This is a genomic window from Micromonospora sp. NPDC002575, assembly GCF_042889525.1.
Taxonomy (GTDB): Bacteria; Actinomycetota; Actinomycetes; order Mycobacteriales; family Micromonosporaceae; genus Micromonospora; species Micromonospora carbonacea.
The window spans coordinates 17,108-31,604 of the sequence record NZ_JBIARA010000029.1 but is presented as its reverse complement, the minus strand read 5'-3'; the positions used below and the strand labels follow the sequence as shown (position 1 = coordinate 31,604).

Sequence of the window (14,497 nt, the reverse complement as noted above, 5' to 3'; positions counted from 1 at the left end):
GGACGGCGCGCGGCAGAGCCTCGTCTCGTGAGGGTCGGAAAAGGTGGCCGGCCGCCGCCCAACGTCAGGGACGGGAAAGCGGTACCGCGCGTATCGATCTTGACCGCTAAGCTCGGCGTCCACAGCCACCACTGAGTCGTCCGGGGGAGGACCTCATGGCCGAACAGAGCGCCAAGGCCGTACGCAGCGAGACCGAGAGGGCGGCGCTGCACCTGCTGCGCGAGCGCGCCACCCTGGTCGGTGAGGCGGCCACAGCGCGGCACGAGCGTGACCAACTCGCCGGGGCCCTGCACGAGGCCAGCACCCGGTACGCCGAGCGGTACGCGGCGGCGGTGCAGGGCGGCTGGACTGAGGACGAGCTGGCCAGGCTCGGCCTGGACGCACCAGAGCCCGGCCCGAGTCGACGTCGTCGCGCCCCGCGAACCGCGACGCCCTCCACGCCCGGTGAGCAGGTGGCGGTACACGACGAGTCCGGGCAGCCGTAGCCAGGGCACCGGTGCTGGCACGACGACGGCCTCCTTCACTGCGGTGGAGGAGGCCGTCGCGTGTGTCCGGCTCACGTCGGCCCCAGCGGAGCGCCGCGGTTGCGCATCCACGCCACAGGATCGACTGCGTTGGCACCGTTGGCGTGGTAAGGGCCCTCGGGGACGTCGACATGGACCTCGAAGTGCAGGTGCGGGCCCGAGCTGCCGCCGCTGCTGCCCACGAACCCGATGACCGTGCCGGCCGTGACCCGCTGACCGATGGACACCTCAGGCCGACGGATCATGTGGCAGTAGCGGGTGACGACGTCGCCCGGGTGCCGAATGTCGACGTACCACCCGCAGCCACGCCGGCTCGTGCTGCCGTCGCGGTCGCACGTGGTGTACCAGTCGCACTTGACCTGCTCCACCACGCCGGACGCTGCCGCGCGGATCGGGTCGCCCCGCACGTCCTGCCTCGACAGGTCCACGCCGGCGTGGAGACGGCCGCCTCGCGGACCGAAAGGGCTGACGATGGTGGCTCGGATCGGCTGCACCCACCCACCGGGTCCGACCGGCACCGGGCCGAGGTCGTCGGCCCCGCAGGGGGCGGTGGGGTCCCCGCCGCCGATGTCGTCAATGTTCGGCAGGCCGAGGATCTGCGCCGCGAGGGCCTCGGCGTCGTCCTCCCACTTCTGGTACGCCTCCGGTGTGCCAGAGCGCTGCACGGCCTGCGCGGCGTCGGTCAGGCGCATGCGCTGCCAGCCGTCGACGTCGACCAGCGCCTCGTAGAACTTCCCGGCGGCGTAGCTGGGCGTCATTCGCTCGTGGACGCTGCCCCAACCGGGACGCTGCTGGAACAGCCCGACCGAGTCGTGGTCGCTACCCACGCCGTCGTGCGGGAGGTTCAGGGACTCGGGCACGGTGCTGTTGGCGAGGTTGCGCAACGTGCTCTCCTGCATGGCCACCGCCAGGGCGATGACGTAGCCTCGGGGTGCGACGCGCCGCTGACGCCCGACCGACACGATCACCGTCGCGTGGGTGGTCTGGGCGCTGTTCCACTCCCCCACGCCCGGCACTGGCGACGCCTGCGGCGCGGACGGCAGCTCGCACGCCGCCGCCTCGGCCTGCATCTGCCCGAACAGCATCACCGGGAGCCCCACCATCCCCCCGCAGAGCATGGCGACAGCGGCCAGGATCGCCACGGTGAGCGCGACCGACCGGCGGGTCATCGCACGGTCCGGACGAAGTCGTTGTCGACGGCCACCCAGCGGCCGTCGATCGCCGCGAGGGCGACGCTCAGCGTGCCCGCGTCGGTGGCCACCCGGTACGTCGCCCTGCCGTCCTTTGGTGGCTGGACGGCGACCGGCCGGCCGGTGATCCGCGTCGCCGGCACCCGAGCCGGGTCCACCGTCCGCAGCGTCCGGCCGAACGCAGGCTCGCAGAGCGGCGCGATCTGCTCCCACCACTGCTGCGCCGTCAGGTCCGGGCGAGCCCACGCTGCGGCGAACGCCGCCGCCACCGTCAGCGCACCGGAGGCCGGTGGAGTACGCGCCGTCGGCGGATGGTCGTGGTCGTCCTCGCCGGGCGGCTCCGCCGACGCCGAGGACGTACCGGCCTCCGCAAGAGTTGGTCGACTCCGCTCAGGTGCCGATGTCGGCGCGGCCGGCGGCCCTATGCATCCTGCCAATGACACCACCGCGACGACCATTGCGCACATTAGGCAAAGGGATGTGACCCTTCTGCAAGCCAAGTCGACGCCTCCCCCGTGCAACTAATCGCGTCCATAGCAGCAGAGCAATCACCATAGATCCACCTGGAAATGCGGTGCTACTGTCTGGTACTCGTCGGTGACCTTGATCGGGGGAGGGATCACATGACGGCTAAGGCAACGGGTCGAGAATCAGAGGCGATCGAACGGTGAAGAGGGGCGCGGCGGCCATCCGCACTCGCCCCCGCCCCGGCACCCCACCCCAGTTGCCCCTCGCGGTGATTCCGCAGCATCACCTCCAGCAGGGGTGGCCGCCCGTGTGGTGGGTGGGATGCCACGGCGGCGCGGGGACCAGCACCTGCGCCCGGTTGACCGGGTACGGCGTGGACTTCGGGTCGGCGTGGCCTGCCATGACACCGGACATGCCGACCGCTCAGGTCGTGCTGGTCTGCCGCGTCTCAGCGCACGGCACGTGGGCGGCCACCGGCGCGGTCGAGCAGTGGCGCCGCCGCGCCGGCATGTCCCACACGACCTCGATCCTCGGTGTCGTCGCGGTGGCGGCGTCACCCCGACGACCGCCGCGTATCGCCACCGAACGGCTCCAACTGCTCGGCGGCTGGGTGCCCCGGGTGTGGCGGGTCGGCTGGGTCGACGCGCTGCTCGCCGCCGATGACCCGCACGACGTCGGCATCCCCCCGGACGTCGAGGCCCTGCGCAACGCAATCTGGCAGACAACCACCCGGAAGGGATCACGATGACGCTCGTCGAGGGCTTGGAGCAGATCCACATCGCGGCGGTGCTGGCGGCCGTACCGGACCCGGGCGGCGGTGAGGCCCCACCGGGCGTCAGCGAGAACGTCCTGCAGCTCCTCAAGTGGATCGCCTACCTCGCCACCGCCGCGTGCGTCGGCGGCCTGCTCTACACCGCAGCGAAGATGGCCATGGCGCACCGTCGGGGTGACGACACCAACGTCTCCCAGCTCGGCTGGGTCTTCGCCGCCTGCATCCTCATCGGCAGCGCGTCCTCGATCGTCGCGGCGCTGGTCGACTAGGAGACGGAATGTCGCACCCAACGCAGGACTTCGCCGGGCGTCCCCCGTGGGCGCGGCCAGGGTTCGTCGCCGCCGTGGCGCTGATCGCGCTCGTCCTGGTGGCCGGCCTCGTCGTCGGCCTGGCGGTCGTGCTGCGCCCCGACGATCCCGCGCCCCCGGTTGGGGTGGGTCCCACCGCCACGGCGGCCCCACCCGACAACACCAGCACGGACGGGCAGCGGACCACGCCGCCCACCGCCGCGCCGGACGATGTGACGTGGGAACTCGTGGGGCAGACGGCGGTGCCGGTCAGCGCCTCGGCCGGCCCCCGCACCAGCGACGGAGGCGTCGCGTCCGGGTATGCCCACACCCCGGTCGGCGCGCTCGTCGCCGCCGCGCAGCTCGTCGTGCGGTCCGGCTTCTCGGCCGGCCGCGCATCGTGGGAGCCCACGATCCAGCAGCAGTTCGAGCCGTCGCCGGACCGCGACCGGCTCCTGGCCACGCTGCGCGAGGCCGGCGAGCCCCCGGCGCAGCCCGGTGAGCTGAGTCAGATCGTCGGATACCAGTACCAGTCCTACAGCCCCGACACGGCGGTGATCGGGCTGGTGCTGCGCGCGCCGTCGGCCGGGACCCCGCGCTACCACGTGCTGTCGCTGACCCTGCGGTGGCGCGAGGGTGACTGGCGCATGGTCGCCCCTCCCGGCGGCGCCTGGACGGCGATCAACCGGGAGACGTCCGACCTGGTCGGGGTCGTCGAGTGGGGGGCGCGGTAGGTGTGCGTTCCCGTCGTCGACCCGCTCTGCATCCCCGGTAAGGCCGTCGAGAGCGCCGCGGGACGGTTCCTGGAGGAGATCGCCGAGCAGATGTCCGAGGCTGCCGCCGAGATGCTCCGCGCGATGGTCACCGGCTGGCTCAGCATCCCCACCCCAGACGTGACCCAGGAGTCCGGCACCGTCGCCTACCTGCGGGCCTACACGTCCTGGGCCGTGGCCGCCGTCGCGGTCGGCGCGGTGCTGGTCGCCGCCGGACGCCTGGCCTGGGAACGCGACGGCAGGGAAGCCGGCACCCTCGGCAAGGGGCTGGTGACCATGGTGGTGCTCGCGGGTGCTGGCGTGCCAGCGGTGCAGCTACTCATCAGCATCGGCGACAGCTACTCGAACTGGATCCTCGACGCCGCCGCCGACGGTGACCTCGGCAACCGGCTTCTGACGCTGGCCCCGGCCACCGCCACCAACGGCCTGTCCGCCCTCATGGTCACCGGCCTGTCGATGATGGTGTTCATGGGCTCCCTGGTGCAGTTGCTCATGCTGCTCGGCCGTGGCGTCGGCCTGGTGCTGCTGCCCGGGCTCCTGCCGCTGGTCGCCTCGGCCGGCATCTCCCGGGCGGGGCAGTCGGTGCGCGACCGGTATCTGACCTGGCTGCTCGCGCTGGTGCTGTACAAGCCGACAGCGGCCACGATCTACGCTGCGGCGTTCTGGCTGCTCGGCCACGGCCAGGACCTCACCACGCTGCTCACCGGTCTGGTCGCGTTCTGCATGGCCATCGTCGCCCTACCCGCGCTGATGAGGCTGCTCGCGCCCGCCGTGTCCGTCCTGTCCACCGGCGGATCCGGTGGTGTGACAGCCGCCGCGGTGTCCAGCGGCGGTCAGGTCGCCTCCGGCGCGATCCGTCTCAGCAACGCCGCTGGCGGGTCAGGCCGGGGCCAGGGCGACGCCGGCACCAACGGGCCCGGCGGCGCGACGCCGTCAGTGCCTTCCCCCCGCCGCCCCGCAGGAGGCGGAGGTACACCGACTCCCGGCGCGGGTGCCACCGGCTCCGCCAGCACAGGCACCGGGACGGCAGCGGCGGGGGCCGGCTCGGCGAGCACGGGCGCGGCCGGAGCAGGCGCGGGGGCCGCCGGTGCCGGTGCCGGGGCCGCTGGTGCCGGGGCAGCCGCCGCCGGGCCGATCGGCATAGCGGCCGCAGCGGGCGTCGCCGCAGCCAAGGCCGGACCCACGGTCGTCCGCAAGGTCGGCGGCACCGCCGCGACCGGAGCGGTGGAAGGTGAGGGATGAGCAGTCAGGTGCACGACCGTCCGGCTGAACAGCGCACCTACGGCAACTGGCGTCTCGGCCGGGGCGCTGGCCTGTTCGGGTTGGGCCCCGCCGGCACCATCGCGGCGTTCCTGGTGATGGTGCTCGCCGCCGCGATGCTGCCCGTGTCCACCCTCGCGGCGCTGATCACCGCCGTGGTCGGCGTGCTGGCGCTCGCCCCGCTGGCGATCCGGGTCAACGGACGCACCGGGTTCCAGGTTCTCACCGCCCGGGTCGCCTGGTGGCTGACCCGGGCCCGCCGTCACCACGTGTACGTGTCCGGGGTGGCCTCCCGCGTCACCGACGCGCACCAACTGCCCGGAGTGCTGGCACGCTCCGAGGTATACGAGGTGGAAACCGGCCGCGCCGGCCGGCTCGCCGTGGTCGTGGTGCCGCAGAGCCGCCACTACACCGTCACCCTGCGGTGCGCGCCGGAGGGCATGGACCTGGTCGACCAGGCGGTCATCGACGCCCGGGTCGGGCACCTGGCCGTCTGGCTGGCAGCGCTGTCGCGCGAGCCCCACCTGGTGCAGGCGCAGGTCACGGTCGAGACCACCCCGGATCCCGGCACCCGGCTCGCCGCCGAGGTGGCCGCGACGTCCCGGCCCGACGCCCCCGCCCTGGCCCTGCAGGTCCTCGACGACGTCGTCCGCTCCTCCCCGGCCGGGTCCGCCACCGTCGACACCCGAGTCTCCCTCACCTACACCGCCCCGCCGGGCCGGTCCATGTCCCACGAGGACGTCTGCCGGGAGGTCGCCGCCCGGCTACCGCACCTGCACGCTGGGCTCACCGGAGCCACCGGCGCCGGGATCGTGCCGATGTCCGCGCGCAGCCTCGCCGCGGTCGTCCGCGCCGCCTACGACCCGGCCGCCGCGCTGGACCTCGCCCGCGACCCGCACCTCGCCCCCGACTGGACGCAGGCCGGCCCGGTCGCCACCCGGGAAAGCTGGGACTCCTACCGGCACGACTCCGGCGTCTCGCGCACCTGGTGCATGGTCGAGGCCCCACGCGGGGTGGTGTACTCGCGGCTGTTCTCCCGCCTCACCGACCCGGACCCGCAGCTACTGCGCAAGCGGGTCACGATGATCTACCGGCCGTACTCCCCTGCCGAGGCCGCCCGGCTCGTCGAGTCCGACAAACGCGACGCCCGGTTCCTGGCCAGCAAGAAGCACCGGCCCAGCGCCCGCGACCTGACCGACCTGGCCGCCGCCGAACAGGCCGCCGAGGAAGAGGCCACCGGGGCCGGCGTCGTCCGGTTCACCGTGCTGGTCACCGCCACCGTCGCCGACGAGAAGCACCTCGGTGAGGCCACCGGCGTCATCCGGGCCCGCGCCGGGGAGGCCCGCCTGGCGCTGCGGCCGATGTACGGCTGCCAGGCCGCCGGCTTCGCCGCCAGCCTCCCCGCTGGCGTTGTCCTGCCCACCCACGCCACGATCCCCTTCTAGGCGGCGGCGATGACCATCAGCACCAGAAACGACACCCCGCCACCGCCACGGCGGCCAGGCAGCCGGCGGCCAGGGCGGCTCGGTCACGGCGGGCCCGGCGGCGGCCGGTGGTCATGGATCGAACCGCCGACCGAGTACCGGGGCACCACAGTGCAGGTCTGCGGCCTGTTCCCCTTCGGCACCGGCGCGTCAACGCCCATGATCGGCGTGCCGGTGGGCCGGCACCTCTACACCGGCTCGGCGGTGTGCTTCGACCCGATCTCCTGGTACACCCGCGCCCGCCTGATCAACAACCCGTCGGTGTGGATCGAGGGTGAGCCCGGCATGGGCAAAAGTACGGCCGTGCGGCGCATGGTCCTCGGCCTCACCGCCCAGGGCGTCACCCCGCTGATCCTCGGCGACCTCAAACCCGACTACGCCGAGCTGGTGCGCGCGCTCGGCGGCCAGGTCCTGCGGGTCGGCCCCGGTCTGGACCGCATCAACCCCCTGGACGCCGGCCCGTGGCGGCAGGTCCTCGACCGCGTCGACGACCGCACCGGCGCCGTCGTCCGGGCCGCCGTCACCGACCGGCGGCTGAACATGGTGGTCGCGCTGGCCACCCTGGTCCGGCGCGGACCCGTCAGCTCCGACGAGACCACCGTGCTCGCCGCCGCGCTGCGCTACCTCGCCGACCGGGAAACCGACACCCAGCCGGTGCTCTCCGACGTCCTGCGCGTCATCCGCACCGCCCCGCCGGAGGTCCGCGCGGTCACCCTGTGGCAGGAAGACCAGGACATCCCCCGGTTCCGGGAGGACACCGCCGCCCTGCACCGCACCCTGCTGGCGCTGCTGCACGGCCCCCTCGGCGACACCTTCGAGGGGCAGACCACCACCGCGATCCGCCTCGACACCCCCGCCGTGTGCGTCGACATCTCCGGCATCGACGACACCGACGAGCTGCGCACCGCCGCGACCCTCCTGTCGACCTGGAGCTACGGGTTCGCCCAGGTGGAAGCCGCGCACCTGATGGCCGACCTCGGCCTGGCCCCGGCCCGCACGTTCTTTACCGTCCTCGACGAGCTGTGGCGGGCGCTGCGCGTCGGGCACGGCCTGGTCGACCGCGCCGACGGCCTCACCCGCCTCAACCGGCAGAAGGGGACGGGGACGGCGTTCATCACCCACTCCCTCGCGGACCTGGAGGCCCTGCCCACCGCTCACGACCGCGCCAAAGCCCGCGGCTTCGCCGAGCGGTCGGCGGTGCTGATGATCGGACCCTGCTCCGAGCAAGAACTCGACGCGGTCGCCCGCGTCCGGCCGCTATCGCTCGCCGAGCGACGCGAGGTGCTGTCCTGGTCCGCGCCGCCGTCCTGGACCGCCGCCGAGGGCAGCGAAACCGTCGGCCGGGGAAACTTCCTGATCAAGGTCGGTTCCCGGCCCGGCATCCCGGTGCACCTGGAACCCACCGAGGTGGAGAAGCGCCTCGGCAACACCGACTTCCGCTGGACCATGACGTGAGCAGGCCGGCCGGGCCGCGCGGCGGCCACGACGACGCCGGCCTGATCGCCGGCGGCATCGCCGCCGGGGCCCTGATCCTCGCCAGCGCCGTCTGGGTGCCGGTCGCGCTCACCCGCCCACCCGGCTACACCGGCGGCGGGCCGATCCGCGTCGCCGCCGCGGTGCTGCGCGGCGACATCACCTGGACCACCGCCTGCACCCTCGTCGCCGTCATCGAGGTGACCGTCCTGGCCGGGCTCGCCACGGCCGCCGTGGCGGCGCTGCGATGGCGACGTCGGCGACGCACCCGCGTCGACGCCGCAGCACGGAAGATGGCCAGCCGAGCCGACCTCGCGCACCTCGGGCCGACCGGCATCGCCGACAGCGGCCGGCGGCTACGGCCCAGCCTCGCCGACGTCGACCGGCCCGACCCCGACCAGCTCGGCGTGCTGATCGCCACCACCGTCGCCGGCGGAATGCCGCTGCGCCAGTCCTGGGAGGACATGGCCGTCGACATCTGGGGCCCCCGCACCGGCAAGACCACCTGCCGGGCCATCCCCGCCATCGTCGCCGCGCCCGGCCCGACCCTCGTCACCAGCGTCAAGGGCGACATCGTCGACGCCACCCGCGACCTGCGCGCCGCCCGGGGCACCGTGTGGGCGTTCGACCCGCAGCACATCCTCGGCGCCGAGCAGGGCATGTGGTGGAACCCGCTGCGCGCCGTGGCCACCATCACCGACGCCCGCCGCCTCGCCGAGCACTTCGCCTCCGCCGAGCGGGAGCCCGGCGTCAGCCGCGACGCCTTCTTCGACCCGTCCAGCGAGGAACTGGTGGCGAACCTGCTGCTCGCCGCCGCAGTGTCCGGCCGCGACATCCTCGCCGCCTACCGATGGGCCGTCAGCCCCCGCGACGACGAACCCGCGATGCTGCTACGCGAGCACGGCTACGACCTGCCCGCCGACGCTGTCGCCGGGGTGGTCAACATGCCCGACAAGACCCGCGGCGGCATCTACGCCGGCGCGCAGAAGATGCTCATGTGCCTCACCGAACCCGCCGTCACCGCCTGGGTCACCCCACCCACCCGCGGCGGCGTCGGCGAGTTCGACCCGGCCGCGTTCGTGACGTCCACCGACGTGCTGTACCTGCTCTCCCAGGGCGGCCCCGGCTCCCCCGCCCCCCTGGTCGCCGCCCTCACCGACACCGTCCTGCGCGCCGGCGAGCTACGCGCCCGCGCCTCGACCGGCCGGCGCCTCGACCCGCCGCTGCTGAGCATCCTCGACGAGGCCGCGAACATCTGCCGCCTGCGGCAGCTCCCCAGCCTCTACTCCTACTACGGCTCCCACGGCCTGCCGATCATCACGATCCTGCAGTCCTACCCCCAGGGCGTCGACGTGTGGGGCCGCGAGGGCATGCGCAAACTCTGGTCGGCGGCAAACGTCCGCACCTACGGCGGCGGCGTCGCCGACCCGGACTGGCTCGAAGAACTGTCGAAGCTGATCGGTGAGCACGACGTGACGACCCGGTCGACCAGCACCAGCGGGTCCGGGTGGGGCCAGCGGTCGGTGTCCCACGCCACCCGCCGCCAACGCATCCTCGACGTCGCCGACCTGCACGCCCTGCCACGCGGCCGGATGGTCGTCTATGCCTCCGGAGCCCCACCGGCCCTCGCCCGCACCGCCCCCTGGCAGGACGGGCCGTACGCCGACGCGATCCGCGCCTCGATCGCCCGCTGGGACCCCGACAACCGCACCGACTGGACCCTGTCCCCCGACGCCCCGCCGGAGCCCACCGCATGACCAGCCCGAGCACCGGACCAGTCGCCGACCTGACCACGCTGCTCGACCAGCTCACCGGGACACCCGACACCCCCGCCGCCGAGGACGACGATCAGGGCACACCGCAGCCGGTCTTCCACGACGTCGACCAGTTCGTCGGCGGATACCTCGCACAGGTCGTCGAGCGGCGGGTCGCCTCCGGACCTACCCCCGGCATCAACTGGTGCCCCCGCTGGTGGGCCCACCCCGAAGCGCTGTCCCGCCTCTACGCGCTGTGGCGAGCCTGGGAAACCCTGCGCGTCAACGACCCCCACACCGGCATGAGCATTTGGTGGCGTGACCACCTCGACCCCCACCTGGCCGCCCTGACCGGCGACCTCGGACCGTTCGCCCGCTGCGGGACCCGACACCGCGACCCCGAGGCCCTGCCCGTCGAGCCCGCGCCAGCCGAGGTGCTGGCGCAGCTCCCCGACGCCTGACACACCCCTACCGGACACTGGAGCCATGGACACCGTCGCGCAGTTGACCATCGTCCGCCACGGGCAGAGCGCCGCCAACGTCGCCTTCGCCGACGCCCACGCACGCGGTGTCGCCGAGCACGGCCTCACCGGACGCGACGCCGACGTCGAGCTGTCGCCGCTGGGCTGGCACCAGGCCACCCAGCTCGGCCGTTGGCTCGCCGCCCAGCCCGTCGACGAGCGCCCCGAGCACGTCGTCTGCTCGCCCTACCTGCGGGCCCGGCAGACGTGGACCCAGGCGGCCGACACCGCCGCAGCCCTCGGCGCCACCCTGCCACCCGCCGACGTCGACGACCGGCTGGTGGACCGGCTCATGGGCGACCTGGAACTGATGACCCCCCTCATGATCGCCGAGCGGTTCCCCGCCGAGGCTGCCCGGCTCGCCGCCGACGGCCTCTACGCCTACCAGCCACCCGGCGGCGAAACGTTCGACCACGTCGCCGCCCGCGTCCGCGCCGCCCTGGCCGACCTGAACACCGGCCACGCCGGCCGGCGGGTGTGGGTCGTGGCCCACGACGCCGTGGTCGTCGCCGCCCGCCACATCCTCGAAGGGCTGCCGTTCGTCGACCTCGACGCGATCGTCGCCACCACCCCGATCGCCAACACCTCCCTCACCCGTTACGCCCATGCTGACGGCCAGCTCGGCCTGGTCGAGTTCGCCGCCACCGCCCACCTGACCGGAGAGGACCGCCATGCCCCCCTCAGCCGATGACACGCCCCTGCTGGGTCGCCTCGACACTCCCGCTCCCACCTCGGAGCAGGTCCACGAGCACCAGGTCGTGCGCGACCTGATCGCGCAGGCGCTGGCTGCGCAGTCCGCCCGCCGCCACCAGCTCGAACAGGCCGACGGCGATCCGGCGCTGGTCGCCCAGGTGACCGCCACCCAACATCGGCTCGCGCAGGCCCTGCAAACCCTCGACCCCGCCGACGAGCAGCAGGTCGCCCGGTGGCGGCAAGAGTGCGTCGACCTCCTGCGGGAGAACAACCGGTGAGCCAGCACGACGGGGTGCTCTCGGAAGAGGACAACGAGCGGATCTTCCGCGAACAGATCGTCCCGATGTTCCTCACCGGTGCCCCCGCGCAGGATCACCCCGTGCTCGTCATCGTGGGCGGACAGACCGGTGCCGGTAAGACCGCGATCACCGCGATGGTGAAGCGCGCCCTCGGCGCGAACAGCGGCTTCATCAACATCAACATGGACTTCTACAACCCACTGCACCCCGCCTTCCACCGCTGGCAGGCCGAGGACGAGACCACCGCCAGCATGAAGGTCCGCCCCGACGGCGAACGCTGGTGGGACAAGGCCCAGCAGTACGCCATCGAGCACCGCTGCCATGTGGTGCTGGAGTCTGCGATGCGCTACCCCAGCGAGTTCGAGGACATCGCCCGCCGCTTCCACGAGGCTGGTCACCGGGTCGAGGTCGCCATCGTCGCCGTGCCCGAAGCGCTGAGCCGGCTGGGCATCCTGCACCGCTACTGGGAAGAAGTCCAAGCCGTCGGCCGGGGACGGCTCATCGACACCGCCATCCACGACGAGTGCTACCGCGGAGTCCTACGCGGCGCCCACGCCGTTGACGGCGGCGACCTGGCGCACGCCGCGTTCGCGTTCCGCCGTGATGGCGAGGTCGTCTACGCCAACACCATCACCGTCGACGGCACCTGGGTGCGCCCGCCGACACTGGCTGCCGCCATCGACGGTGAGCATCACCGCCCTTGGACCGCCACCGAGCGCGCCTGGTACATCGAGCACTCCCACGCGCTGAGGGTCGCTATCGATCCCCGCTGGCACCCCACCCTCGACGCCATCGACGCCACCGCCGCACCCCTGATCAATCCGCGTTCCACAGCCGTCGCCCGGCTCGCCGCGCTCGCCATCCCCCGCAGTACCCGACACGCTCTGCACGACCAGACGACTGGACAGGCAGCGTCCCAGCCGGCCCCAACCCCCGACCAACCCCAGCAGCACGCGGAGCGGTAGTAGGGCGGATTCCCTGGAACGAGGTGCAGGGCTTCTGCCTCGTACCCTCGTCTCGTGGTGTCGGGACGGTGGGTGCGCAAGCGCGGCGGCGAGCGGATCTGGCAGGAGTGGGCCCCAGACACCTGCCCCAACGGCCACCCCAGCCCACTGCCCGCACACGGCGAGTGCCCGGCCGGCTGCCGGTGGATGGGACGTGTGTGGAAGTGCCAGCAGGAAGAGTGCCTGCACGTCGTGGTCGACCCGGACCACCTACCACGCTGCCCGAAGAGTTCAGACTGAGCCGAGAGCAGCGCCAGGGATTCCGAGCTACCCGCCTGCCAGTCCGGCCACGCGCCAGGCAGTCCGTCGGGGCGTACTCATCGTCGGGAGTGACGGAGATTCACCGCTGGTAGTCCCGTTCTGGCTACACCGACACGGAGAAAGCGAATCTCGCGGTGCTTGCACCCAACTTCATACATCTTATTGTGGACGACGTACACCCGGTGTCAGGTTTGACGGGTAGGGAGCTTGCGCCCCCTACCCGCCCTACCCCGTCAGCGGTGAGTTCTGGCTACCAACCACGTCACCGTCGACTGACCCAACACTGCGAGGGCCTTCGCCGCCACGGCGAGGCCCTCGCGCTGTTGGTAGGCCGCCACCAGGGCGCCCAGCTCCAGCGCAGGCCTCACGATCTGCCACACCCGCTCGGTACGCGAGGTGACCCGCGGAGGGTCCTGCCCCTGCTGCTCCTGCACCGCGCTCTCTCCCATCCGGCCCCGAGGTTCGGAGCACCGCGCGGTGCCGCTCCGAAAGCCGGCCGGACGCGCGAGAGAGAACACAAGCAGTCACAACAGCAGTGCCGAGGATTGACGGTAGCGGAGCAAGCCGACACAGCCACACCAATGCCCCGCTCGACACGCCGTGTCCGCGCTGTGGGAATACTCAGTCGCAGCTCCCCTGTGCACGTTTCCGCAGCTAGCGGGCTTAGCGTGCTGGCAGCCCACCAAACGCGGTGCGGGTGGCTCGACGCAGGGGCCGGTCAAGCTGGAACTTGATCGCCGTGCGTTGCCCTGCCAGCTTGGCGAGCCTCACCTGCGGGATCGCCGGCCGGCGGGTCCCGGTCAGTACAGCGCTGGTGGGCGAGCCCTCGCCTTGGCCAGCCGCTGGGCGCGGGCGTGCAGCTCCTCACGGGCGACCATGGGCGGAGCCCAGCCGTCGGCCCAGGTGGTAAGGAACCGCTCGGCGGCCTGCTTGCGGGCTGCGGCGGAGCTGGCCTGCTGATAGGCCGGGTCCGCGAGCAGGTCTGCGGCGAGCTGCTCGTAGTGCTCGTCGATGTCGGCGTACCGCTGGCGGGCCATCTCGTCGGCGCGTTCGCAGGCCAACCGCGCGGCCGTGTGGGTGACGCGCTCGTCGAGGTCGGCGGGCAGGTGCTGCTGGGCGAACCTGAACCGACCACCGCCGCCGGTCTTCTCGGCCCGGAACTGCCGCATCGCGAGCAGGGCCTGCACGGCCGGCTCGGCCAGTTCCTCACGCTCGCGCTCGCTGAGCCAGCCCGACCGGTCGTCGTCCTCGCCACCGAGGCCGCGATGGTTCGCGGTGAGGAGGGCTTCCCACTCGGCGTACCAGGGCGCGGTGTGCTCCCAGAAGTGCACGACACCCCCAGCGACGAACGCCATCTCGATGCCCTGCAACTGGCCACGACGGGCGAGCAGATGCCGGGGCGGATCGTCCACCAGGTCGTCGTCCGGGTCGAACGGGTCGACCGCCAGGTACAGGGCGGGCGCACCCGTCCGCTGCGCCAGGGCCAAGAAGCCCGGTAGGTCGATGTCCTCCCCGTCGAGCTGAACCTCGGGCCCAAGGTCGTGCAGCGGCACAGCGGGCACCACGGCCAGGGCGTGCTGCTCGGCGAAGGCGGTCGCCGTCGACCGCAGGCTGCTCACGTCGTCCACGATGGAAACGTAACCGCCGCCACGACCATCCCCGTGGTTCGCCGCGCTGGCGCTGACGGTTTCGGCCGCGCCCGGGTTGGGCTGGCCGCTCCCGGTACGACAGGGC

Annotated in this window: 16 protein-coding genes; 12 read left to right on the top strand and 4 right to left on the bottom strand. The window is 72.8% G+C overall.

The annotated features are described in order from the left end of the window. Positions 1–155 precede the first annotated feature (155 nt). Positions 156–485 (top strand): hypothetical protein, encoded by a 330-nt coding sequence (locus ACFYWL_RS28945; RefSeq protein WP_386979181.1) that lies wholly within the window; start codon positions 156–158, stop codon positions 483–485. A gap of 71 nt (positions 486–556) precedes the next feature. Here ACFYWL_RS28945 and ACFYWL_RS28940 read toward each other — a convergent pair whose 3' ends face one another. Together ACFYWL_RS28940 and ACFYWL_RS28935 are read right to left on the bottom strand one after the other, a co-directional pair. Next, positions 557–1,693, bottom strand: coding sequence for a M23 family metallopeptidase (locus ACFYWL_RS28940; RefSeq protein ID WP_386979178.1), 1,137 nt, complete (start codon positions 1,691–1,693; stop codon positions 557–559). Continuing rightward, positions 1,690–1,983 carry a hypothetical protein gene (locus ACFYWL_RS28935; RefSeq protein ID WP_386979175.1) on the bottom strand — a complete coding sequence of 98 codons (294 nt, stop codon included), beginning with the start codon at positions 1,981–1,983 and terminating at the stop codon, positions 1,690–1,692. Before ACFYWL_RS28935 ends, ACFYWL_RS28940 begins: the two co-directional genes overlap by 4 nt. A 611-nt stretch (positions 1,984–2,594) precedes the next feature. On the opposite strand from ACFYWL_RS28935, the gene ACFYWL_RS28930 reads away from it, so the two are divergent. Genes ACFYWL_RS28930 through ACFYWL_RS28880 form a run of 11 tightly spaced genes read left to right on the top strand, consistent with a single transcriptional unit; the run spans position 2,595 to position 12,463 of the window. Then, positions 2,595–2,930: a hypothetical protein gene (locus ACFYWL_RS28930; RefSeq protein ID WP_386979172.1), complete on the top strand. Its 336-nt coding sequence runs from the start codon at positions 2,595–2,597 to the stop codon at positions 2,928–2,930. After that, positions 2,927–3,223, top strand: a complete 297-nt coding sequence (locus ACFYWL_RS28925; RefSeq protein WP_357750395.1) for a hypothetical protein — start codon at positions 2,927–2,929, stop codon at positions 3,221–3,223. Before ACFYWL_RS28930 ends, ACFYWL_RS28925 begins: the two co-directional genes overlap by 4 nt. Before the next feature lie 8 nt (positions 3,224–3,231). Then, positions 3,232–3,975 (top strand): hypothetical protein, encoded by a 744-nt coding sequence (locus tag ACFYWL_RS28920; protein WP_386979168.1) that lies wholly within the window; start codon positions 3,232–3,234, stop codon positions 3,973–3,975. Then, complete coding sequence (locus ACFYWL_RS28915; protein ID WP_386979167.1) at positions 3,976–5,256, top strand: hypothetical protein; 1,281 nt, start codon at positions 3,976–3,978, stop codon at positions 5,254–5,256. Then, on the top strand, positions 5,253–6,719 hold the full coding sequence (locus tag ACFYWL_RS28910; RefSeq protein WP_386979164.1) for an SCO6880 family protein: 1,467 nt from the start codon (positions 5,253–5,255) through the stop codon (positions 6,717–6,719). The genes ACFYWL_RS28915 and ACFYWL_RS28910 overlap by 4 nt, the downstream gene beginning before the upstream one ends. 9 nt (positions 6,720–6,728) lie before the next feature. After that, positions 6,729–8,213, top strand: a complete 1,485-nt coding sequence (locus tag ACFYWL_RS28905; RefSeq protein ID WP_386979161.1) for an ATP/GTP-binding protein — start codon at positions 6,729–6,731, stop codon at positions 8,211–8,213. Continuing rightward, positions 8,210–9,988: a type IV secretory system conjugative DNA transfer family protein gene (locus ACFYWL_RS28900; RefSeq protein WP_386979157.1), complete on the top strand. Its 1,779-nt coding sequence runs from the start codon at positions 8,210–8,212 to the stop codon at positions 9,986–9,988. The genes ACFYWL_RS28905 and ACFYWL_RS28900 overlap by 4 nt, the downstream gene beginning before the upstream one ends. Next, positions 9,985–10,446 carry a DUF4913 domain-containing protein gene (locus ACFYWL_RS28895; protein WP_386979154.1) on the top strand — a complete coding sequence of 154 codons (462 nt, stop codon included), beginning with the start codon at positions 9,985–9,987 and terminating at the stop codon, positions 10,444–10,446. Before ACFYWL_RS28900 ends, ACFYWL_RS28895 begins: the two co-directional genes overlap by 4 nt. Before the next feature lie 25 nt (positions 10,447–10,471). Beyond that, the gene (locus ACFYWL_RS28890) at positions 10,472–11,197 is read left to right on the top strand and encodes a histidine phosphatase family protein (protein WP_386979151.1); all 726 of its coding nucleotides are present in this window, start codon (positions 10,472–10,474) and stop codon (positions 11,195–11,197) included. Continuing rightward, positions 11,178–11,477 (top strand): hypothetical protein, encoded by a 300-nt coding sequence (locus ACFYWL_RS28885; RefSeq protein ID WP_386979148.1) that lies wholly within the window; start codon positions 11,178–11,180, stop codon positions 11,475–11,477. Before ACFYWL_RS28890 ends, ACFYWL_RS28885 begins: the two co-directional genes overlap by 20 nt. Beyond that, positions 11,474–12,463 (top strand): zeta toxin family protein, encoded by a 990-nt coding sequence (locus ACFYWL_RS28880; RefSeq protein ID WP_386979145.1) that lies wholly within the window; start codon positions 11,474–11,476, stop codon positions 12,461–12,463. The genes ACFYWL_RS28885 and ACFYWL_RS28880 overlap by 4 nt, the downstream gene beginning before the upstream one ends. Positions 12,464–12,996: 533 nt before the next feature. Here the strand turns inward: ACFYWL_RS28880 and ACFYWL_RS28875 are convergent. After that, complete coding sequence (locus ACFYWL_RS28875) at positions 12,997–13,197, bottom strand: hypothetical protein (RefSeq protein ID WP_386979142.1); 201 nt, start codon at positions 13,195–13,197, stop codon at positions 12,997–12,999. A gap of 366 nt (positions 13,198–13,563) precedes the next feature. Further along, positions 13,564–14,391: a hypothetical protein gene (locus ACFYWL_RS28870; protein WP_386979139.1), complete on the bottom strand. Its 828-nt coding sequence runs from the start codon at positions 14,389–14,391 to the stop codon at positions 13,564–13,566. Between the last annotated feature and the right edge of the window lie 106 nt (positions 14,392–14,497).

Coding starts and splice junctions, on each gene's coding strand:
- ACFYWL_RS28945 (WP_386979181.1), top strand. CDS start 156: ATGGCCGAACAGAGCGCCAAGGCCGTACGCAGCGAGACCGAGAGGGCG.
- ACFYWL_RS28940 (WP_386979178.1), bottom strand. CDS start 1,693: ATGACCCGCCGGTCGGTCGCGCTCACCGTGGCGATCCTGGCCGCTGTC.
- ACFYWL_RS28930 (WP_386979172.1), top strand. CDS start 2,595: ATGCCGACCGCTCAGGTCGTGCTGGTCTGCCGCGTCTCAGCGCACGGC.
- ACFYWL_RS28925 (WP_357750395.1), top strand. CDS start 2,927: ATGACGCTCGTCGAGGGCTTGGAGCAGATCCACATCGCGGCGGTGCTG.
- ACFYWL_RS28920 (WP_386979168.1), top strand. CDS start 3,232: ATGTCGCACCCAACGCAGGACTTCGCCGGGCGTCCCCCGTGGGCGCGG.
- ACFYWL_RS28910 (WP_386979164.1), top strand. CDS start 5,253: ATGAGCAGTCAGGTGCACGACCGTCCGGCTGAACAGCGCACCTACGGC.
- ACFYWL_RS28905 (WP_386979161.1), top strand. CDS start 6,729: ATGACCATCAGCACCAGAAACGACACCCCGCCACCGCCACGGCGGCCA.
- ACFYWL_RS28895 (WP_386979154.1), top strand. CDS start 9,985: ATGACCAGCCCGAGCACCGGACCAGTCGCCGACCTGACCACGCTGCTC.
- ACFYWL_RS28890 (WP_386979151.1), top strand. CDS start 10,472: ATGGACACCGTCGCGCAGTTGACCATCGTCCGCCACGGGCAGAGCGCC.
- ACFYWL_RS28885 (WP_386979148.1), top strand. CDS start 11,178: ATGCCCCCCTCAGCCGATGACACGCCCCTGCTGGGTCGCCTCGACACT.